At 73.9% G+C, this 21,014-nt stretch carries 16 protein-coding genes and 1 pseudogene; 12 read left to right on the forward strand and 5 right to left on the reverse strand.

All coding sequences use genetic code 11. The features are described from left to right. The 7 genes and pseudogenes from KOV94_RS10600 to KOV94_RS10630 all read left to right on the forward strand — a co-directional run. Positions 1-279: pseudogene (locus KOV94_RS10600) on the forward strand (NADP-dependent phosphogluconate dehydrogenase); the annotation flags it as partial. Beyond that, positions 280-1,710, forward strand: a complete 1,431-nt coding sequence (gene uxaC / locus KOV94_RS10605) for a glucuronate isomerase (RefSeq protein WP_218052012.1) — start codon at positions 280-282, stop codon at positions 1,708-1,710. 150 nt (positions 1,711-1,860) lie between these two features. Beyond that, a complete protein-coding gene (locus KOV94_RS10610; RefSeq protein WP_218052013.1) occupies positions 1,861-2,703 on the forward strand; it encodes a DUF4397 domain-containing protein in 843 nt (280 codons plus the stop codon). Continuing rightward, positions 2,700-3,341 carry a class F sortase gene (locus KOV94_RS10615; RefSeq protein WP_218052014.1) on the forward strand — a complete coding sequence of 214 codons (642 nt, stop codon included), beginning with the start codon at positions 2,700-2,702 and terminating at the stop codon, positions 3,339-3,341. The genes KOV94_RS10610 and KOV94_RS10615 overlap by 4 nt, the downstream gene beginning before the upstream one ends. A 56-nt stretch (positions 3,342-3,397) precedes the next feature. After that, the gene (locus KOV94_RS10620) at positions 3,398-3,982 is read left to right on the forward strand and encodes an RNA polymerase sigma factor (protein WP_235843555.1); all 585 of its coding nucleotides are present in this window, start codon (positions 3,398-3,400) and stop codon (positions 3,980-3,982) included. Further along, entirely contained in the window at positions 3,969-4,793 is an 825-nt protein-coding gene (locus KOV94_RS10625; protein WP_218052015.1) for an anti-sigma factor, read from the forward strand. Before KOV94_RS10620 ends, KOV94_RS10625 begins: the two co-directional genes overlap by 14 nt. A 113-nt stretch (positions 4,794-4,906) precedes the next feature. Further along, positions 4,907-5,542, forward strand: a complete 636-nt coding sequence (locus KOV94_RS10630) for a fasciclin domain-containing protein (protein ID WP_218052016.1) — start codon at positions 4,907-4,909, stop codon at positions 5,540-5,542. A 105-nt stretch (positions 5,543-5,647) separates the two neighbouring features. Here KOV94_RS10630 and KOV94_RS10635 read toward each other — a convergent pair whose 3' ends face one another. Next, the gene (locus KOV94_RS10635; protein ID WP_162352381.1) at positions 5,648-7,048 is read right to left on the reverse strand and encodes a glycoside hydrolase family 68 protein; all 1,401 of its coding nucleotides are present in this window, start codon (positions 7,046-7,048) and stop codon (positions 5,648-5,650) included. Between the two features lie 522 nt (positions 7,049-7,570). On the opposite strand from KOV94_RS10635, the gene KOV94_RS10640 reads away from it, so the two are divergent. Next, positions 7,571-10,048: a GH32 C-terminal domain-containing protein gene (locus KOV94_RS10640; RefSeq protein WP_308160488.1), complete on the forward strand. Its 2,478-nt coding sequence runs from the start codon at positions 7,571-7,573 to the stop codon at positions 10,046-10,048. 66 nt (positions 10,049-10,114) lie between these two features. Here KOV94_RS10640 and KOV94_RS10645 read toward each other — a convergent pair whose 3' ends face one another. After that, the gene (locus tag KOV94_RS10645) at positions 10,115-11,176 is read right to left on the reverse strand and encodes a LacI family DNA-binding transcriptional regulator (protein ID WP_225916507.1); all 1,062 of its coding nucleotides are present in this window, start codon (positions 11,174-11,176) and stop codon (positions 10,115-10,117) included. A 121-nt stretch (positions 11,177-11,297) separates the two neighbouring features. Between KOV94_RS10645 and KOV94_RS10650 the strand changes: the two genes are divergently transcribed. The 3 genes from KOV94_RS10650 to KOV94_RS10660 all read left to right on the forward strand — a co-directional run bounded on the left by KOV94_RS10650 (position 11,298) and on the right by KOV94_RS10660 (position 14,345). Next, the gene (locus KOV94_RS10650) at positions 11,298-12,443 is read left to right on the forward strand and encodes a substrate-binding domain-containing protein (RefSeq protein ID WP_218052017.1); all 1,146 of its coding nucleotides are present in this window, start codon (positions 11,298-11,300) and stop codon (positions 12,441-12,443) included. A gap of 70 nt (positions 12,444-12,513) precedes the next feature. Beyond that, on the forward strand, positions 12,514-13,572 hold the full coding sequence (locus tag KOV94_RS10655) for an ABC transporter permease (protein WP_124344531.1): 1,059 nt from the start codon (positions 12,514-12,516) through the stop codon (positions 13,570-13,572). Further along, positions 13,572-14,345, forward strand: coding sequence for an ATP-binding cassette domain-containing protein (locus tag KOV94_RS10660; RefSeq protein ID WP_124344530.1), 774 nt, complete (start codon positions 13,572-13,574; stop codon positions 14,343-14,345). Before KOV94_RS10655 ends, KOV94_RS10660 begins: the two co-directional genes overlap by 1 nt. A 401-nt stretch (positions 14,346-14,746) precedes the next feature. Here KOV94_RS10660 and KOV94_RS10665 read toward each other — a convergent pair whose 3' ends face one another. The 3 genes from KOV94_RS10665 to KOV94_RS10675 all read right to left on the reverse strand — a co-directional run bounded on the left by KOV94_RS10665 (position 14,747) and on the right by KOV94_RS10675 (position 18,152). After that, the gene (locus tag KOV94_RS10665) at positions 14,747-17,131 is read right to left on the reverse strand and encodes an ATP-binding cassette domain-containing protein (RefSeq protein ID WP_218052018.1); all 2,385 of its coding nucleotides are present in this window, start codon (positions 17,129-17,131) and stop codon (positions 14,747-14,749) included. Between the two features lie 155 nt (positions 17,132-17,286). Continuing rightward, positions 17,287-17,697: a VOC family protein gene (locus tag KOV94_RS10670; protein WP_124344528.1), complete on the reverse strand. Its 411-nt coding sequence runs from the start codon at positions 17,695-17,697 to the stop codon at positions 17,287-17,289. Positions 17,698-17,702: 5 nt separating this feature from the next. Next, on the reverse strand, positions 17,703-18,152 hold the full coding sequence (locus KOV94_RS10675) for a helix-turn-helix transcriptional regulator (RefSeq protein WP_124344527.1): 450 nt from the start codon (positions 18,150-18,152) through the stop codon (positions 17,703-17,705). Between the two features lie 139 nt (positions 18,153-18,291). Between KOV94_RS10675 and KOV94_RS10680 the strand changes: the two genes are divergently transcribed. Then, positions 18,292-20,967 carry a phosphoenolpyruvate carboxylase gene (locus KOV94_RS10680; protein ID WP_372449461.1) on the forward strand — a complete coding sequence of 892 codons (2,676 nt, stop codon included), beginning with the start codon at positions 18,292-18,294 and terminating at the stop codon, positions 20,965-20,967. Positions 20,968-21,014: the final 47 nt, after the last annotated feature.

Consider the following 21,014-nt stretch of genomic DNA (forward strand, 5'->3'; position numbering starts at 1 on the left):
CTGCCGCTGCTGCTGGCCGACGAGTACTTCACCGGCGCCGTGGCCAACGGCGTCGAAGCCTGGCGGCGGGTCGTGTCCGGTGCCGCCCTGCACGGCGTGCCGACCCCGGCGTTCTCCTCCTCCCTGGCGTACTACGACGGGGTCCGCGCCGAGCGGCTGCCCGCCGCGCTGATCCAGGCGCAGCGCGACTTCTTCGGCGCCCACACCTACCGCCGCACCGACTCCGGCGGCACGTTCCACACCACGTGGTCGTCCGGCCGGGCCGAGGAGGTGGCCTGAGTGGCGACCACGACCACGACGCGCGCCGTCGCCGACGACCGCCTGCTCCCCGCCGACCCCGGCGTCCGCGCGCTGGCCCGCGACCTGTACGGCCTCGTCCGCGACCTGCCGATCCTGTCCCCGCACGGACACGTCCCGGCCGGCCTGCTGCGCGACGACCAGCCGTTCGCCGACCCGACGTCGCTGCTGATCACGCCCGACCACTACGTCACGCGGCTGCTGCACGCGTCGGGCGTCCCGCTCGACGAGCTCGGCGTCGGCCGCGGACCCCTCGACGAGCAGGCGGCCCGCGCCGCCTGGCGGGCGTTCTGCGCGCGGTGGCACGTCTTCCGCGGCACGTCGGTCCGCCACTGGCTCGACTCGACGCTCCGCGACGTGTTCGGGACGGACCTGCGCCCGTCCGCGGACACGGCTGACGCGCTGTACGACCTGCTCGCCGACCGCCTCCGGCAGCCCGAGTACCGCCCGCGCGCGCTGTTCGACCGGTTCCGCATCGACGTGCTCGCGACGACCGACGACCCGGTCGACGACCTCGCCGCGCACGCCGCGCTGCGCGACGACCCGACGTTCACCGGCCGCGTGCTGCCGACGTTCCGGCCGGACCGCCACCTGGAGGCGGCCGATCCCGGATGGCGCGACGCGGTCGCGGCGCTCGGGACGGCCGCGAGCACCGACACGTCGACGTACCGCGGCTGGGTCGCCGCGATGGAGGACCGTCGCGCGCACTTCCGCCGCCACGGCGCCGTCTCCGCCGACCACAGCCACGAGGACGTCGGCACGGAGCCGCTCGACCCGGCCGACGCGGAGCGCCTGTACGCGCGCGGGCTCCTCGGCGCGATCACCGCGGACGAGGCCGCCGCGCTGCGCCGCCACATGCTCCTGGAGATGGCGCGCATGTCCACCGAGGACGGCCTCACGACGACGCTCCACCCGGGCGTCCGTCGCGGCCACCACCGCCCGACGCTCGGCCGCTACGGCCCGGACACGGGCCACGACATCCCGCTGGCCGGCTCGTTCACGGACCCGCTGCGCCCGCTGCTCGAGCGCTACGGCACGCACCCGAACCTCCGCCTCGTGCTGTTCACGCTCGACGAGTCCGTGTTCTCGCGCGAGCTCGCGCCGCTCGCCGGCTTCTACCCCTCCGTGTACGTCGGCGCGCCGTGGTGGTTCCTCGACGCGCCCTCGTCGATCCTGCGCTGGCGCGAGGCCGTCACCGAGATCGCCGGGCTGACCCGGACCAGCGGCTTCATCGACGACACGCGCGCGCTGCTGTCGATCCCCGCGCGGCACGACATGGCACGGCGGCTCGACGCGACGTTCCTCGCAGGGCTCGTCGCGGGTCACCGGCTCGACGAGGACGAGGCGGCCGACGCGGTCGTCGACCTCGTCGTCGGACGCCCGACCGAGGTGTTCGGTCTCGGCGCCCGCTGAGCAGTCGACCGGGGCGCGCCCCGTGCCGCGCGCCCCGGTCGACGAGGTCGGCGAAGAAAGTTGCGTCTTCATGCATCCGCGCGCGTCCCGACGACGGAAGAGAGGTCGAGAGTCCCGCCACCGGGCGGGCCGCACGGAAGGACGACCACGATGCGCGCACGACCTCTTGCCGCGACCGGAGCCGCCGGTCTCGCCCTCGCTGCCGTCATGCTGACCTCCGCCCCCGCCGGCGCCGCCCCTGGCGACGCGACCCTGTACGTCCTGCACGGCGTGCCGGGCCTCACGGTGGACGTGTGGGTCAACGGCCAGCGGACGCTCGACGACTTCACGCCCGGCACGCTCGCAGGTCCGCTCGAGCTCGCGCCCGGCACGTACACCGTCGCGATCACGGCCGCGGACGCCGCAGACGCGTCGTCGCCGGCGATCGGCCCGGTCGACCTCACGCTCGCCGGGAACACGTCGTACACCGCGGTCGCGCACCTCGACGCGTCGGCCAGCCCGACGGCCACGCTCTTCACCAACGACACGTCGACCACCGCCGCGGGGCAGGGCCGCCTCACGGTCCGGCACGTGGCCGCCGCACCCGCGGTCGACGTCCTGGCCGGTGGCTCCGCCGTGATCTCCGGGCTGACCAACCCGAACGAGAAGGTCCTGAACCTTCCCGCCGGCACGGTGAGCGCGAGCGTCGTGGCCGCCGGCACGACCGAGCCCGCCCTGCTGGGCCCGACCGACGTCAACGTCGCCGAGGGCACCAACACGATCGTGTACGCCTGGGGCAACGGGACGGCGACCCCGTCGACGCTCGCGCTCGCGACGCAGGTCATCGACGGCCTGCACGGCACGCCGAGCGGGGTGCCGGCGGGGGAGCTGGGCCTCGCGGCCGACCCTGAGGTCCCGGCGTGGACCTGGGTGGCCGCTGGCCTGCTGGTGGCCGGGCTCGCCGCGGCGTCGGCCACGGCCGTCCGCCGTCGCGCGGTGACGGTCCGCCGATGAGGACTCCCGACCGTCACGCCTGGCAGCGCCTGGCGTCCCGGGCCGTGGCGCTCGGCGTGGCGGTCGGGGCTGTCGCAGGCTGCACCGCGGACCCCGGACCCGACCCGGTTCCGTCCGTCCGCACCACGGTGGCCGCGTCCCCCCAGCCGCCGGTCCCGGTGCAGGACGCGGTCGCCCCGCCGCCGGAGGCGGTCGTCGCGCCGGTCCGGCTCCAGGTCCCCGAGCTCGCGCTCGACATGCCGGTCGACGCCGTGGGCGTCGCGGCCGACGGCTCGATGGAGGTGCCGCCCGACGCGGACCGTGCGGGCTGGTACCGGTTCGGTCCCGGCCCGGCGTCCGCCGAGGGCACCACGCTCCTGGCCGGCCACGTCGACTCGCGGCTCAGCGGCATCGGGCCGTTCGCGGACCTGCGACGCCTCACCCCCGGTGCCCAGGTCCAGGTGACGACGAGCGACGGGGCCGTGAAGCCGTACGTCGTCGTCGACGTCACCAAGGTGCCCAAGGAGACCGCGCCGCTCGAGGACTGGTTCTCGCGCGACGGGTCGCCCCGCCTGGTCCTCGTGACGTGCGGCGGCGCCTGGCGGCAGGACGTCGGGCACTACACGGACAACGTCGTGGTCACGGCCGAGCCCGGGTGATCCCTATGCTGGTCACACTGCCGCCGACGCCGACGCACCGCCCCGAGGAGCCGCCCGTGAGTGCACGCGAGCCGTCGCCGGCGCGCGCCGCGGGCGAGGACCCGGACGGCGTCGACCAGCTCGGCCGCGACTTCGCCGCGGGGGACGAGCACGCCATCCGTGAGGCCTACGTGCGGTGGTCGACCCTCGTGCACACGCTCGCGCTCCGCTCGCTCGGCACGACCGCCGAGGCGGAGGAGGTCACGCAGCAGGTGTTCGTCGAGGCGTGGCGCGGACGGCACCGGTTCGACCCGACGCGCGCGCGGCTCCCCGCGTGGCTCGTCGGGATCACGCGGCACGCGATCGCCGACGCGCACGAGCGCCGGACCCGCGACCGCAAGCTCGCCGACGCTGCGACCCCGCCGCCCGCGACGGTCGCCTCCGCGGACGACCGGGTGGTCGACCGGCTGGTGATCGCCGACGAGCTCGACCGCCTGGGCGACCCGCAGCGCACGATCCTGCGGCTCGCGTTCTACGACGACCTCACGCACGACCAGATCGCGACCAGACTGGACCTGCCGCTCGGCACGGTGAAGAGCCACCTGCGGCGCAGCCTGGCCAGGCTCCGGACCCGATGGGAGGTGGACGGTGCGCTTCGATGACGAGCACGTGGACGACGACGTGCTGACGCTCCTCGCCCTCGGGGAGGACGGTGCGTCCGACGCCGAGCGCGCGCACGTCGACGCGTGCGAGCGGTGCACCGCCGAGGTGCGGACGCTCGCCGACGTCGCGGGCCTGGCCCGGACCGCCGGTGAGCTGGTGCCGCCCGCGCCGCGCGTGTGGGACGCGATCGCCGCCGACCTCGGCCTCGCCGCCGGGCCCGACGCCGGCGTCGCCTCTCCCCGCCCGGTGCGCGCGCCGGTGCCGTCCGACGACCTGTCGCGGCCGTCACCGCCGCCCGCGGTCGAGCAGACCCCCGGCGTCCCGTCCGGCCGTGCCGGCGGTGACGACCAGCCGCTCGCCGACGTCGTCCCGCTCACCCGGCGCCCCAGCCGGTGGCGGTGGGTCGCCGCGGCGGCCGCCGTGGGGGTGGTCGCCGGGGCGGGCGTCACGTGGTGGGTCGGGCGCGAGCCCGCACCGCAGGTCGTCGCGACGGCGACCCTCGAGCCGCTGCCCGGCTGGGACGCCGCGGGCTCGGCCGAGGTCGAGACGCGGTCCGACGGGTCGCGGCAGCTGGTCGTCGACCTCACCGGTCAGGTCGGTGGGGACGGGTTCCGCGAGGTGTGGCTGCTCAAGCCCGACGTGTCCGGGCTCGTCAGCCTCGGCACGCTCGACGGCCCGACCGGCCGGTTCGACCTGCCCGCGGGCCTCGACCTCGACGAGTTCTCGGTCGTCGACGTCTCCGAGGAGCAGTTCGACGGCGACCCGGCGCACTCGGGCGACTCGATCGTGCGCGGACCGCTGCAGGCCTGAGGTCGCCCGCGCGCGGGTGCATCCAGGAGGGGGTGTCGACCGGAAGTACCGGTGACACCCCCTCCGGGGCGTCCGGCCCGCGCGGGCCGACCTCGACGACGCAGGAGTCGACGATGAAGATCCGACGCACCCTCTCCGCCCTGTGCGCTGCCGCTGTCGCGGCGGGCGCCGGCCTCGCGCTCGCGCCCGCGGCCCACGCTGCCGGCACGACGTCGCTCGCGAGCGTGCTCGCGTCCGACGGCGACACGTTCGACCGCAACTGGTACGACTTCGACATCGTCGACCAGGCCGTCGCGACGGTCCTGGCCGCGAAGCCGGGCAGCCCGGTCGCGGTGCTCGCCGACGGCACGGTCCCGCTCACCGCGTTCATCCCGAACGACCGCGCGTTCCAGGTGCTGGCGAAGGACCTCACGCACCGCTGGTACGGGAGCGAGCAGGAGGTCCTCACGGCGATCGCCGGGGCGGTCGGCGTCGACGCCGTCGAGCAGGTGCTGCTGTACCACGTCGTGCCGGGCGCGACGATCGACTCGGCGACCGCGCTCGCCTCGAGCGGTGCGTCCCTGACGACCGCGCAGGGCGGCACGTTCAAGGTCAAGGTCTGGTCGAAGCGCTACGCGATCGTGCAGCTCAAGGACCAGGACCGCAGCGACCTCGACCCGTTCCTGGTCCGGTCGAAGCTCGACCTGAACGCGGGGAACGTCCAGATCGCGCACGGCATCTCGCTGGTCCTGCGGCCGATCGACCTCTGACGGGTCGCTCGGCACGCGTGGCAGGAGCCCGGTCCCTGGGCGGGGCCGGGCTCCTGCGTGGGTGCACGGGGGAGGGCCCGTGCGGGTCGGTCAGGTCAGGTCAGGTCAGGGGACCGCGACCTCGGCCGGGACGTAGGCGTACGGCAGCTCGCCGGCCAGCCGTGACGTCGCCCCGTCGAGCTCGAGCTCGAGCGTCGGTGCGAGCGTCCCGCCGTACACGACGTCGCCCGGTCCAGGGCCCGTCGGCACGGTGTCGATGAAGCTCTCGACGAGCAGGTTCGGCATCACGTAGTGCGAGTACTGCTGCAGCGGCTGCTCGGGCGGGTTGCCCAGCACGAGGGCGCTGCCGTTCATCGGCCGGTAGTTGCTGCGCAGGCCGGGGCCGACGAAGCCGTAGACGCCGTCCGGTCCGGCCGCGATCTCGCCGGGCTCGGTCAGACCGGGCGCGAACGTGAACATGTGGCTGATGGTCCACAGGTAGTACTGCCCGTCCTGGACGACGAGGTGCGGTCGTTCGGTCTGCTGGTTGGTGCACTCGGCGGACAGGAGCGGCGGCAGCAGCTTCCACTGCGTGAAGTCGGCGGACCTCAGCTCCATGAGGCCGATGTTGCCGGTGTAGTAGCGGGCGTCGGGCGGGGTCACGTGGCCTGGCGGAACCCGTCCGATCTCCGAGCGGTCGCAGGTGTGGGAGCCGGCGACGCCGCCGTTGTTGCCCTCGAACAGCGCGTAGACGCGGTGGTCGGTGGGGTCGCGGAACACGAACGGGTCGCGGAACGCGTAGATGATCGGGCCGGCCTGCGACTGCTCGAGCGTCTGGTAGAGCGTGCCGTCGGCCTGGGCGATGATCTGGTGGTTCTCGAACCCGGTGAACCAGACGCCGTCGGCGTCGGTGTGGATCTGGCCCTGCGCGTGCGCGAGGCGCTGGAGCGCGTCGTTCGGGTCGATGCCGCCGCCGTCGTGGCCGGACGCGGTGTAGAACGCGTGGACGGTGCCGTCGTCGGCCAGGACCGTCGAGCCCGCCCACTCGCGTGAGCCGCGGGACGAGCCGGCGGGGAAGAGGTCGCCGCCGTACGTCCAGTGCTCGGCGTCCTGCGAGTAGAAGAAGCCGATCTTGGCCTGCCAGTGCCGGTCGCCGAAGAAGATGTCCCGCGGCGCGGTGAGCGAGAAGATGATGTTCCACCCCTCGTACGCGACGGGCTGCATGTTCAGGTTGGTCAGCGGCCAGGTGTCCCAGATCCAGACCTGGTCGGTCATGACGGGGAAGTCGGACGGGATCAGCGGCGCGGTGTTGGTGGCGTCCTGCTCGATCTTGAGCGCGTCGGCGCGTGTCCAGTTGGCGTGGTACGTCGAGCGCGGGCTGAACACCGCGTCGATGCGCTGCCCGCCGCCCACCGACGGACCGGGCAGGCGGTCGGGGTCGGTGACGGCGGCGGTGGGCGTCACGAGCGCGGCGGTCATCGCGGCTGCGAAGGCGAGCGCGAGCGCACCGCGGATGGTGCGGTTCATGGGAGTTCCCCTCGTGCGGGTCCCGTCGGGCGTCGTCGCCCGTCGGGCCGGACGGACCGGCGTCCGAGGTGTCGGACGGTGCCGGTGGTGCGGCGCGGAGTCTGAGGGCGCGCCGGGGACACGGTGCGTCCGTCGTCCGGGCGCACCGGTGCGGTGGGGTCGTCGGGAGGGCGACCGACCGGTGGAGCGGCGTGCGCTGTCCTCACACGCCTGAGCGCTGCGTCGGCGTGCATGGTTGAGGGCACGCCGCAGGTGCGTGTGGCGCACCTGGGGTCCGGGAGGTCACGACCACGTGACTCCCGTCGATTCCGGCCATGACTGCCGGACCGGACCAAGGGAAGCACGGTCCCGGAGCGGTCGCAAGGGTCCGGGACGAAGTCGTCCTGAACCCGTCCGCGTCTGCTTGACAACGTTGTCAGTCGCGCGCCAGGCTGGCCCGCACGGTTCGAGGGGGAGCCGCCCGGACTCGACGAGGAGTGCCGCGTGCGTGCACGGACGTTATCCGCAGTCGCCGGAGGGGTCGTGGTGTCGACGGTCCTCGCGTGCCCCGTGCCGGGGGAGTCCCCGGGCGGCGACCCCAACCGGCCGGTCGCGCACTTCGCGCCGGCGGAGCACTGGGTCAACGATCCCAACGGCCCGGTCTGGTACGAGGGTCGCTACCACCTGTTCTTCCAGCACAACCCCGCAGGCGACGTGTGGGGCTCGATCTCGTGGGGCCACGCCGTCAGCGACGACCTCGTGCACTGGGAGGAGCTGCCCGTCGCGATCCCCGCGACCGACGACGAGCTCGTGTTCTCCGGCACCGTCGTCGTCGACCACGGCAACACCAGCGGTCTCGGCGCCGACGGGCGCGACCCGCTCGTCGCGGTCTACACGAGCTACGACCCGACGACGCACGTGCAGGCCCAGTCGCTCGCGTCGAGCACCGACGGAGGCACGACGTGGACCCGCTACCCGGGCAACCCCGTGCTCGACATCGGCTCGCGCGAGTTCCGCGACCCCAAGGTGCTCTGGTACGCCGACGGCGGGTACTGGGTCATGCTCGTCGTCCTCGCGACCGAGCACGTCGTTCAGCTCTACCGCTCCGACGACCTGCGGTCCTGGACGCACCTCAGCGACTTCGGCCCGGCGCACGCGGTCGGCGGCGTGTGGGAGATGCCCGACCTCGTCGAGCTGCCGGTCGACGGCGACCCGGACCGGACGCGGTGGGTCCTCGTCGTGAGCCTCAACCCCGGCTCACCGACGGGCGGGTCCGGCACGCAGTACTTCGTCGGCGACTTCGACGGCACGACGTTCACGCCCGACGACCTGCGCGACGACGACGTGCCGGAGGGCGACGTGGTCGCGGCGTTCGACGGCCCGACCTACGGCGACGGCTGGGAGACGACCGGGGGCGCGTTCGGGTCGGGCCCCGTCCCCGGCACGCTGCCGGGGCAGAACCACGTCTCCGGGTTCGTGGGGGAGCGGGTCGTCAACAGCTTCCTCGGCGGCGACCGGTCCGTCGGGACGCTGACCTCGCCCCCCTTCCGGATCACGCGCAGCCACCTCGCGCTGCTCGTCGGCGGGGGTGACGCGCCCCACGAGCCGGGCACGGGCGACGGCGGCGCACCCCCCGGCACGGTGCTGGGCGACTTCGAGGGCGACCGCTTCGCGGGGTGGACCGCGACGGGCACGGCGTTCGGTGACGGCCCGACGCGCGGCGACGCGCCGTGCCAGGACGGCGTCACCGGCTACCTCGGCACGGGCCTGGCGAGCTCGTACCGCAACGGCACCTCCGGGGACCCGTGCGTGCCCGTGCCCGACACCGGGACGGGCACGCTGACGTCGCCGCCGTTCACGATCACCGCCGACCACGTGAGCTTCCTCGTCGGCGGCGGGCCGCACCCGGACACCGCTGTCCGGCTGCTCGTCGACGGGCAGGTCGTGCGGTCCACGTCCGGGCCGCAGAGCGGGACGCTCGACTGGGCGTCGTGGGACGTGAGCGACCTGCGCGGGCGCGAGGCGCGGGTCGAGATCGTGGACGCGTCGACGGACGGCTGGGGGCACGTCCTCGCGGACCACGTGGTGCTGGGCGACGAGCCGGCGCTGCCGCGCGGCGCGGCGACGTCGGTCGACCTCCTCGTCGACGGGCAGGTCGTGCGCAGCGCGACGGGCACCGGCTCCGAGGTGCTCGACCGGGTGTCGTGGGACGTCCGGGACCTCGTCGGGCGGGACGCCCGCCTGCGTGTCGTCGACTCGGCCACCGGCCCGTGGGGGCACGTGCTTCTCGACCACGTCGTCGCGACCGACGCGGCCGTCCCGCGCCGGCTCGAGCGGTACGACTGGATGGACCACGGGAGCGACTTCTACGCGCCCCTGACGTTCGCCGAGCACCCCGACGGCGAGGCCGTCGCGATCGCCTGGATGAGCAGCTGGACGTACGCCGCGTCGACCCCGACGACAGGCTGGCGCGGGGCCATGACGCTGCCGCGCCGGCTCTCGCTGCGGACCGTCGACGGCCGCGTCCGGCTCGTCCAGGTCCCCGCCCCGGACTCGTCGGCCCTCGCGAGCGAGCCGCGGTGGACCGTGCGCGACGTGCCGCTGGACGACGCCGTCGTGCCCCTGCCGCGTGCGGTGGGGGACGCGCTGCTGCTCACGGCCGAGCTCGACGTGGGCACCGCCGACGAGGTGGGCCTGCACGTGCGCAGCAAGGACGGGCAGCGGACCGTCGTCGGGTACGACGCGCGCACCGGGCGCGTGCTCGTCGACCGGCGGGCGTCGGGCGTCGTCGACCTGCACCCCGCGTTCCCGGCGGTGCACTCCGCGCCCGTCGAGGTCGCGGACGCGCGCGTGCGGCTCACGGTCGTGGTCGACCGGTCGTCGGTCGAGGTGTTCGCGCAGGACGGCCTCGTCACGATCACCGACCTGGTGTTCCCCGACGCCGACGCGCAGGGTGTCGCGGCCTACGCCGAGGGCGGTCGCGCCGTCCTGCGGTCGCTGGAGGTCCGGCGCCTGGGCTGACGTGGCGTCGGGGTGTCGGTGGTCCGCGTCAGACGGCCTCGCGCGACGCGACCGGCGCCGTCCGCCTCACGCCGCGCCGTGCCGCCGCGGGGCGATCTCGCCCGAGCCGCGCACGACGAGGCGCGTCGGGAGCACGGTGCGCGTCGGGGGGAGCGACCGGTCCTCCAGGCGGGCGAACACGCGCTCGGCGGCCGCCCGACCGATCGCCACGGGGTCCTGCGCGACCACCGTGACGGCGGGGTCGAGCAGGTCCGCGAGGCCGAAGTCGTCGAACCCGACGACGGCGACGTCGTGCTGCATGCCGAGCGACCGCAGCGCGCGGATCGCGCCGATCGTCACGAGGTTCTGGCTCGTGAACAGCGCCGTGGGCGGGTCGTCCGAGCGCAGCAGCCGGAACGTCGCGTCGAACGCCAGCTCGACGGTGTGCAGGTCCTGCACGACGAGCTGGTCCTCCGCCGGGACACCCGCCTCCGCGGCGGCTTGACGGAACCCGTCGAGGCGCTGGGCGGCGGTCGCGATCGTCGACAGGTCGCCCAGGTGCGCGATCCGGCGGTGGCCGCGACGCAGCAGGTGCGCGGTCGCGCCGCGGGCTCCTGCGACGTTGTCGACGACGACGCTGTCGACGTCGATGCCGACCGCGGCCCGGTCGACCGCCACGACGGGCGTGCCGGCGTCCATCTCGGGGCGCAGGTAGGACTGGTCGCTGCCGGTGGCCGACAGGATGAGCCCGTCCACGCGTCGCGACACGAAGGTGCCGACGAGGGCGCGCTCGCGCTGCGGGTCCTCGTCGCTGCTCGCGGACAGCACCGAGACGCCGCGGGACTCGGCCACGTCCTCGACGGCGCGGTGCACGGCTGCGCAGTACGGGTTGTCGACGCTCGACAGCAGGAGCCCGATGCTCTGGGTCCGCCGGACGCTGCGGCGCAGGTTGCCCGCGAAGGGGTCGGGCTGGAAGTGCAGCTCGCGGGCCGCGCGGTTGACGCGCTCGGCCGTCGCGGCGGCCACGCCGGGCTCGCCGTTGACGACGCGCGAGACGGTCTTGATGCCCACGCCGGCGCGCTCCGCGACGTCGCGCATGGTCGCCCGCGCGCGTCGGGGGGACCCGTTGGTGTCCGCCGGTTGAGACATCGTTGTCACCGGCCAACCCTAGCGTGGGCGCGAATGCTTGACGGTCCTCGGAGGCGCTGTGTAGACAGTCCGATGACAACGGTGTCAGCGGCCAGTCGGCCGCACGGTTGGAGGGGGCTCCATGACCACCACACGCAGACGTCCTTCCTCGGTCCTCGTCCCGGCAGGGCGCCGGACCCGGACCCGTATCGCGCTCGCGACCAGCACGTTCGTCGTCGCGGGGATCCTATCGACCGCGTGCTCGTCCGACTCGGGGTCCGGCTCGGGGTCCACCGCCGCGGGCTCGGACGGCGACGACAACGTCGCCGTCTCGCTCATCGTCAAGACCACGACCAACCCGTTCTTCGTCGCCATGCAGGAAGGCGCGCAGAAGGCCGCCGACGCCGAGGGCGTCGACCTCACGCTCGCCGCCGGTCGCGAGGACGGCGACGAGGACACGCAGATCCAGGCCATCGAGAACGCCATCTCGCAGGGCCAGGACGGCATCCTCATCACGCCCAACGGCCCCGCGGTCGTCGACGCCGTCGAGCGGGCGCGCGAGGCCGGGCTCTACGTCATCGCGCTCGACACCCCGCCCGAGCCCGCGGACGCGGTCGACATCACCTTCGCGACCGACAACGTCGACGCGGGCCGCCGCATCGGCGAGTGGACCGCCGCGACGCTCGGGGGCGAGGACGCCGTCATCGCGCTCCTCGACCTGTTCGACGACCGCATCGTCAGCGTCGACCACTCCCGCGACCAGGGCTTCCTCGAGGGCATGGGGATCGACACCGCCGACGACCAGGCCAACGGCGACGAGGCGAAGACGGGCGACTACTCGGGCGGCAGCTACACGATCGTCTGCAACGAGGCGACCGGCGGCGCGGAGGACGGCGGCGCGACCGCGATGGAGAACTGCCTGTCGCAGAACCCCGACGTCAACGTCGTCTACACGATCAACGAGCCCGCCGCGTACGGCGCCTCGCAGGTGCTCGAGAGCGCCGGGAAGTCCCCCGAGGACGTGCTCCTCGTCTCGGTCGACGGCGGCTGCGCCGGCGTCGGGTACGTCGAGAAGGGCATCCTCGACGCGACCTCGCAGCAGTACCCGGTGCGCATGGCCGAGGAGGGCGTCCAGGCGATCGCGCAGCTCGCCCGCACCGGTGAGAAGCCCGAGACCACCGACGGGCTCGACTTCTTCGACACCGGCGTCGCGCTCGTGACCGACGAGCCGGCCGAGGGCGTCGAGAGCATCACGTCCGCCGACGCGAAGGAGATCTGCTGGGGCTGAGCCCCGGGCGGCGACCGGGCCCCGCACCCGGTCGTCGCCGTCCGCCGATCCCGCACCCGGAGGAGGAGTCGTGACCTCACGTACCGTCCCGCCGTCGGCCGCACCCGCGCCCGCCGCCCCCCAGCCGCACGTCGCCGACGAGTTCCTGCGTCGGCAGTCCGCCACCAGCCGCATCCAGTCGGTCCTGCACCGGCACCCCGCCCTCAGCCCGGCCCTCGTGCTCGCGCTGTCCGTCGTCGTCTTCGGGCTGCTCAACGACCGCTTCCTGCGGCCCGAGAACCTGTCGCTCGTCACCCAGCAGGTCGCGGTGGTCGGCGCGCTCGCCGTCGGCCAGACGCTCATCATCCTCACCGCGGGGATCGACCTGTCCGTCGGCGCGATCATGGTCCTGTCCTCGATGGTCATGGCCCAGACCGCCGTCACGAACGGCCTGCCCGGTCCTGTCGCGCTCGGGGTCGGCCTCGCCGTCGGGCTCGCCGCCGGTGCCGTCAACGGCCTGCTCGTGACCCGGCTCAAGCTGCCGCCGTTCATCGTCACGCTCGGCACGCTCAACGTGTTCCTCGCGCTCACGCTGCTCTACTCGAAGGGCGCGACCGTCCGCGGCGGCGAGCTGCCGTCGCTGCTCACCTGGACCGGCGAGGCGTTCACCGTCGGCGGCGTGCGCGTCACCGTCGGCGTGCTCGTCATGCTCGCCATGTACGCGGTCGTCGCGTACGCGCTCGGCCGCACCGCGTGGGGCCGGCACGTCTACGCGGTCGGCGACGACAAGGAGTCGGCCGCGCTCGCGGGCATCCGCGTGCCACGCGTGCTGCTCAGCGTCTACGTCACCGCGGGCGGGCTGTTCGCGCTCGCGGGCTGGATCCTCGTCGGCCGCATCAACGCCGCGAGCCCGAACGCGGCGGCCGAGGCGAACCTCGACTCGATCACCGCGGTCGTCATCGGCGGCACGAGCCTGTTCGGCGGCCGCGGCGCGGTGTGGGGCAGCCTGCTCGGCGCGCTCATCGTCGGCGTGTTCCGCAACGGGCTGTCGCTCGCGGGCGTCGACGTGCTCTACCAGACGCTCGCCGTCGGCGTGCTCGTCATCGTCGCGGTCGCGGTCGACCAGTGGATCCGGAAGGAGCGTGCGTGATGACGCAGGACAGCGCACGGACGCCCGTGCTGCAGGCGACGGGCCTCGTCAAGACGTTCGGGCGGGTCGTCGGCCTCGACGGCGTCGACCTCGAGCTCTACCCGGGCGAGGTGCTCGCGATCATCGGCGACAACGGCGCCGGCAAGTCCACCCTGGTCAAGTGCCTGTCCGGCGCGCACACCCCGGACCAGGGCCAGCTGCTCCTCGAGGGGCGACCCGTGACGTTCCACGGGCCGCAGGAGGCGCGCGCCGCGGGCATCGAGACGGTCTACCAGAACCTCGCGGTCTCCCCGGCGCTCGACATCGCTAGCAACCTCTACCTCGGGCGCGAGCAGCGCCGCAGCGGGGTCCTGGGCTCGGTGTTCCGGATGCTCGACACGGCGGGCATGCGCGAGCGGTCCGAGCAGCAGCTCAAGGCGCTCGGCATCAGCACCCTCCAGGACGTCACGCAGGCGGTCGAGACGCTGTCCGGCGGCCAGCGCCAGGCGGTCGCCGTGGCGCGGGCGGCGGCGTTCGGGTCGAAGGTCGTCATCCTCGACGAGCCGACCGCCGCGCTCGGCGTCCGGGAGTCGGCGCAGGTGCTCCAGCTCGTGCGCGACCTGCGCGAGCGCGGGCTCCCCGTGATCCTCATCAGCCACAACATGCCGCACGTCTTCGAGGTGGCGGACCGGATCCACGTCCAGCGGCTCGGCCGCCGGGCGGCGGTCATCACCCCGGAGACGCACTCGCCGAGCGAGGCGGTCGCCCTGATGACGGGTGCGCTCGCGGCCTGACCCGCCCCGCGGGCCCGGCCGGGGCCGTCCATGCGGCACGACGCGTGGGCGGCCCCGGTGCTGCGCCGGGCCGGGTCCGCGCACCGTCGGGCGACGGTCCGCCGTGCCACGGGCTCCGCCCGTCGACCCGCGTCGTCCGGTCGCACCGTTCCGCCCCCGACCTGCTCGAGGTCGACGCCCGCCACGACGACGGTGACCTACCGCCTCGTCGACGGCACGCGCGCCACCTTGCGGCACGTGAACGGCGACGACGACGAGGACGTCACGGTGAGCGCCGACGCCCCGACCGTCACGCACGCCTCGTCCCCGTCGCCGAGCCGACCCCGCCCGGCCAGCCGCCGGGCCGCGAGCCGCAGGCCTGACGCGGACCGCTCGCCCCGCGGGGCGTCGTGACGGTGAAGTCAGGCGCCGACGTACGTCGCGAGGTGCTGCCCCGTGAGCGTCGAGCGGTCCGCGACCAGGTCGGCCGGGGTGCCCTCGAAGACGACCCGACCGCCGTCGTGGCCCGCGCCGGGGCCGAGGTCGATGATCCAGTCGGCGTGCGCCATCACGGCCTGGTGGTGCTCGATGACGATCACGGACTTCCCGGAGTCGACGAGCCGGTCGAGCAGGCCGAGCAGCTGCGCGACGTCGGCGAGGTGGAGGCCCGTCGTCGGCTCGTCGAGGACGTAGATGCCGCCCTTCTCGCCCATCTGCGTCGCGAGCTTGAGCCGCTGCCGCTCGCCGCCCGACAGCGTCGTGAGCGGCTGGCCGAGCGTGAGGTAGCCGAGGCCGACGTCGGTGAGCCGGTCGAGGATGGCGTGCGCGGCGGGCGTGCGCGCGTCGCCCGCGCCGAAGAACTCCTCGGCCTCGGTCACGGGCATCGCCAGGACCTCGGCGATGTTCTTCCCGCCGAGCGTGTACTCGAGCACGCTCGCCTGGAAGCGGCGGCCCTCGCACTCCTCGCACGTCGACTCGACCGTCGCCATGACGCCGAGGTCCGTGTAGATCACGCCCGCACCGTTGCAGGTCGGGCACGCGCCCTCGGAGTTGGAGCTGAACAGCGCGGGCTTGACCCCGTTGGCCTTCGCGAACGCCTTGCGGATCGGGTCGAGCAGGCCGGTGTAGGTCGCGGGGTTGCTGCGCCGCGAGCCGCGGATCGCGCCCTGGTCGATGACGACGACGTCGTCGCGCTTCGCGACCGACCCGTGGATGAGCGAGCTCTTGCCCGACCCGGCGACGCCCGTGACCACGCACAGCACGCCGAGGGGCACGTCGACGTCGACGTCGCGGAGGTTGTGAGTCGACGCGCCGCGGATCTCGAGCGCGCCCTGCGTCGGGCGGAGGTCCGCCTTGAGGGTCGCGCGGTCGTCGAGGTGCCGACCCGTGATCGTGGTGCTCGCGCGCAGGCCCTCGACCGTGCCCTCGAAGCAGATCGTCCCGCCGCCGGTGCCGGCCCCCGGCCCCAGGTCGACGACGGGGTCCGCGATCGCGATCGCCTCGGGCTTGTGCTCGACGACGAGCACCGTGTTGCCCTTGTCGCGCAGCTGGAGCAGCAGGTCGTTCATGCGCTGGATGTCGTGCGGGTGCAGCCCGATGGTCGGCTCGTCGAACACGTACGTGACGTCGGTGAGCGACGACCCGAGGTGCCGGATCATCTTGGTGCGCTGCGCCTCGCCGCCCGACAGCGTGCCCGCGGGCCGGTCGAGCGACAGGTACCCGAGGCCGATCTCGGTGAACGAGTCGAGCAGGTGCTGCAGGCCCGCGAGCAGCGGCGCGACGGTCGGCTCGTCGAGCCCGCGCACCCACTGCGCGAGGTCGCTGATCTGCATCGCGCACACGTCGGCGATGTTCTTGCCCGCGATCCGCGACGACCGGGCCTCGGCCGCGAGGCGCGTCCCCTCGCACTCGGGGCACGTCTGGAACGTCACGGCCTTCTCGACGAACGCGCGGACGTGCGGCTGCATCGCGTCGACGTCCTTGGACAGCAGCGACTTCTGGATCTTGGGGATCAGGCCTTCGTAGGTGATGTTGATGCCCTCGACCTTGATCTTGGTCGGCTCCTTGTAGAGCAGGTCGTCGAGCTCGCGCTTCCCGTAGTCCTTGATCGGCTTGTCCGGGTCGAAGAAGCCGCTGCCGCGGAAGATGCGCCCGTACCAGCCGTCCATCGTGTAGCCCGGCACGGTCAGCGCGCCCTCGTTGAGCGACTTGCTGTCGTCGTACAGCGCGGTCCGGTCGAAGTCGGTCACCGACCCCATGCCCTCGCACCGCGGGCACATGCCGCCCAGCATGGAGAACTCGGCCTTCTCGGCCTTCGTCCGGTCGCCCTTCTGGACGGTGATCGCGCCGCTGCCCTTGACGGACGGCACGTTGAACGAGAACGCGTTCGGCGACCCGATGTGCGGCTGCCCGAGCCGGCTGAACAGGATGCGGAGCATCGCGTTCGCGTCCGTCGCGGTGCCGACCGTCGAGCGCGGGTTCGAGCCCATGCGCTCCTGGTCGACGATGATCGCGGTCGTCAGGCCCTCGAGCCGGTCGACCTCCGGGCGCGCGAGCGACGGCATGAAGCCCTGCACGAACGCGCTGTACGTCTCGTTGATCATGCGCTGCGACTCGGCGGCGATCGTCGCGAAGACCAGCGACGACTTGCCCGACCCCGAGACGCCGGTGAACACCGTCAGGCGTCGCTTCGGGATCTCGAGGCTGACGTCCTTGAGGTTGTTCTCCCGCGCGCCCTGCACGCGGATGAGGTCGTGGCTGTCCGCGACGTGCGACGCGGCCGGTGCGGTGCTCGTGGCGGTGCTCATGGGATCTCCCTGGGGACGCGAGGGGGGTCGGGACCGATCTAACCAGCCGGGTCCGACGCGCACGGGCGACCCGCGCGCAGGGGTGCTGCGGGCGGGTCGCCGGGGGTGGGTGCTCGGATGCGGGCGGGCCGTGCGAGGCCCGGGAGGTCGGACGGTCAGCCGACCTGGTTGAAGCGGAGCTGGTTGCCGGCCGGGTCGCGGAACGCCGCGTCGCGGATGCCGTACGGCTGGTCCGTCGGCTCCTGGACGACCTCGGCGCCCGCGGCCTGGAGCGCGTCGAACGTCGCGTCGAGGTCCGGCGTGGCGAGCACGAGCGTCGCGTACGTGCCCTTCGCCATCATCTCGGTGATGGTCCGCTTCTCGTCGTCGGTGACGCCCGGGTCGGCCGCCGGCGGGTAGAGGACGATCGACGTGCCCGGCTGCCCGGCGGGACCGACCGTGATCCAGCGCATGTCGCCGTAGCCGACGTCGTTGCGGACCTCGAAGCCCAGCACGTCGCGGTAGAACGCGAGCGCGGTGTCGGGGTCGTCGTGGGGGAGGAACGTGTTCGCGATCGTGATGTCCATGCCGGTCACGCTAGGTGCGGCTCCGACGGCGTCGCTTCTCGATTCCTGACCGGTCGCGTCACCTGCTTCGCGACGCACGACGGCATGCCCGCGGTGCTGTGCTCGGCCGACCCGCGGTACACGCTCGGCGGCACGCCCACGAGCTCGGTGAAGCGCGTCGAGAACGTGCCGAGCGACTGGCAGCCGACCGCGAAGCAGACCTCCGTGACCGTCAGGTCGCCGCGCCGTAGCAGCGCCATCGCGCGCTCGATCCGCCGCGTCATGAGGTACGCGTAGACGGACTCGCCGTACGCCGCCTTGAACTGCCGGCTCAGGTGACCCGCCGACATGTGCGCCCCGCGCGCGAGCGCCTCGACGTCGAGCGGCTGCGCGTACTCGCGGTCGATCCGGTCGCGCACCCGGCGGAGCCGCGCGAGGTCGCTGCGGCGCTGCTCGGCGTCGGCCTTGCTGGTCACGAGGCCGATGCTGCCACGTCCGCGCCCCCGCGTCCGCCCCTGGACGACACCGCGTGCGCGGCCGCGCGACGGGCGCCGAGGCTGCCCAGCGCCTGGACCGTGGGCGACCGCAGCGCCGGTCGGGGCCTATCTTGGCCCGGTGACTGCACCGCTTCCCCCGCGCGACGTGCGTCGCGGCCTCGCCCGGCACGACGTCCCCGAGCCGCTGCGGAACGACGTCCGCGTCCTCGGCGAGTTCCTCGGCCGGGTGCTGCGCGAGTCCGTCGGCCAGGACCTGCTCGACGACGTCGAGCACCTCCGCGAGCTGGCGATCCGCGCGCACGACGAGCCCGACAGCGACGCGCTCGAGCAGGCCGAGGCGCTCGTCGCCGGCCTGTCGCTCGAGCGTGCCGAGCAGGTCGCCCGCGCGTTCACCTGCTACTTCCACCTGGCCAACACGGCCGAGGAGTACCACCGCGTCCGCGTGCTGCGCGAGCGCGAGGCGAGCCTCGAGCCGAACGACCTGGCTCCCGACGACTCCCTGCCGGCCGCGGTCGAGCGTGCGCGCGAGGAGCTCGGCGCCGACGCGGTGCGCGAGCTCGTCCAGCGGCTCGAGTTCCGTCCCGTGCTCACGGCCCACCCGACCGAGGCCCGCCGCCGCGCGGTGTCCAACTCGATCCGCCGCATCGCCGAGCTCGTCGGGGAGCGGGACATCCGCTCGCGCGGCGGCATGTCGATCGCCGAGAACGACCGCCGCCTGCTCGCCGAGATCGAGACGCTGTGGCGCACCGCCCCGCTGCGAGCCGCCAAGCCGACGGTCCTCGACGAGGTCCGCACGGTCCTCAACGTCTTCGACTCGACGCTCGCCGACGTCCTGCCCGCGGTCTACCGGCGCCTGGACGACTGGCTCCTCGGCGACGAGGCCGGGACGCAGGCACCCGAGGCCCGGCCGTTCGCACGGCTCGGCTCCTGGATCGGCGGCGACCGCGACGGCAACCCGAACGTCACCGCCGAGGTGACCCGGGCCGCCGCGACGCTCGCGTCGGAGCACGCGCTCACCGCGCTCGAGGCGTCGGCGGTCCGCACCGCCGCGGGCCTCACGCTGGGCACCGACATGACGCCGCCGTCGGCCGAGCTCGCCGCGCTGTGGCAGCGCCAGCGCCTGCTCTCGGAGGAGGTCACCGCGCGCGTCGCGGGCGAGGCGCCCAACGAGCCGCACCGCCGCGTCGTGCTCGTCCTCGCCGAGCGCATCGCCGCGACCCGTCGCCGGGACGCCGACCTCGCCTACGGCTCGCCCCAGGAGCTCGAGGCCGACCTGCTCGTCGTGCAGCGCTCGCTCGTCGAGGCCGGCGCGTCCCGCTCGGCGTACGGCGACCTCCAGCGCCTGCTGTGGCAGGTCCAGACCTTCGGCTTCCACCTCGCCGAGCTCGAGGTGCGCCAGCACTCGCAGGTGCACGAGTCGGCGCTCGCGGACATCGAGGCGAACGGCGTCGACGGCACCCTCGAGCTGCGCACGCTCGAGGTGCTCGACACGTTCCGCGCGCTCGGCACCGTCCAGCGCCGCTTCGGCATCGCGGCCGCGCGCCGCTACATCGTGTCGTTCACGCAGTCCGCCGAGCACCTCGCGGCCGTCTACCGCCTCGCCGAGCTCGCGTACGGCGGGCCCGACGACGTCCCGGTGATCGACGCGATCCCGCTCTTCGAGACCTTCGCGGACCTCGAGGCGAGCGTCGACATCCTCGAGGGCGCGCTCGCGATCCCGCAGGTGCAGAAGCGCCTCGCGGAGAACGGGCGCCGCGTCGAGGTCATGCTCGGCTACTCCGACTCCTCGAAGGACGTCGGCCCGGTCTCCGCGACGCTCGCGCTCGACACCGCGCAGCAGCGGATCACCGAGTGGGCCCGCAAGCACGACATCGTGCTCACGCTCTTCCACGGTCGCGGCGGCGCGCTCGGGCGCGGCGGCGGCCCCGCCAACCGCGCGGTGCTGGCCCAGCCCCCGGGCTCGGTCGACGGCCGGTTCAAGCTCACCGAGCAGGGCGAGGTCATCTTCGCCCGCTACGGCGACCCGGTCATCGCCGCGCGGCACATCGAGCAGGTCGTCGCCGCGACGCTCCTCGCGAGCACGCCGTCGGTCGAGCAGCGCAACGCCGCCGCCTCCGAGCGGTTCGCGGACCTCGCGAAGCAGCTCGACGTCGCGTCCCGCACGCGGTTCCACGAGCTCGTGAAGGCCGAGGGCTTCCCGCAGTGGTTCGCCGAGGTCACCCCGCTCGAGGAGGTCGGCCTGCTGCCGATCGGCTCGCGCCCCGCACGTCGCGGCCTGTCGGTGTCGTCGCTCGACGACCTGCGCGCGATCCCGTGGGTGTTCTCGTGGTCGCAGGCGCGCATCAACCTCGCCGGCTGGTACGGGCTCGGCACGGCGCTCGACGCCGTCGGCGACCTCGACGAGCTGCGCGCCGCGTACGCGCAGTGGCCGCTGTTCACGACGATGATCGACAACGTCGAGATGTCGCTCGCGAAGACCGACGAGCGCATCGCCGCCCGCTACCTCGCGCTCGGCGACCGCCCCGACCTGGCCGACAAGGTCCTGTCCGAGATGGTGCTCACGCGCCGCTCGGTCCTGGCCATCACCGACAGCGACGCCGTGCTGTCGCGCCGCCGGATCCTCGGCCGCGCCGTCCAGCTCCGCAGCCCGTACGTCGACGCGCTGTCGCTGCTCCAGCTCCGTGCGCTGCGCGGGCTGCGCACCGGCGACGCGACCGAGCAGGCCGACGACCTGCGCCGCCTGCTGCTGCTCACCGTCAACGGTGTCGCGGCGGGCGTGCAGAACACCGGCTGACACGCGCGTCGTCCGGGCGTGACCCGGACCTGCGACGACGCCCCGTG

The organism is Cellulomonas algicola, from assembly GCF_019024305.1.
In the GTDB taxonomy this organism is placed as follows: domain Bacteria; phylum Actinomycetota; class Actinomycetes; order Actinomycetales; family Cellulomonadaceae; genus Cellulomonas; species Cellulomonas algicola.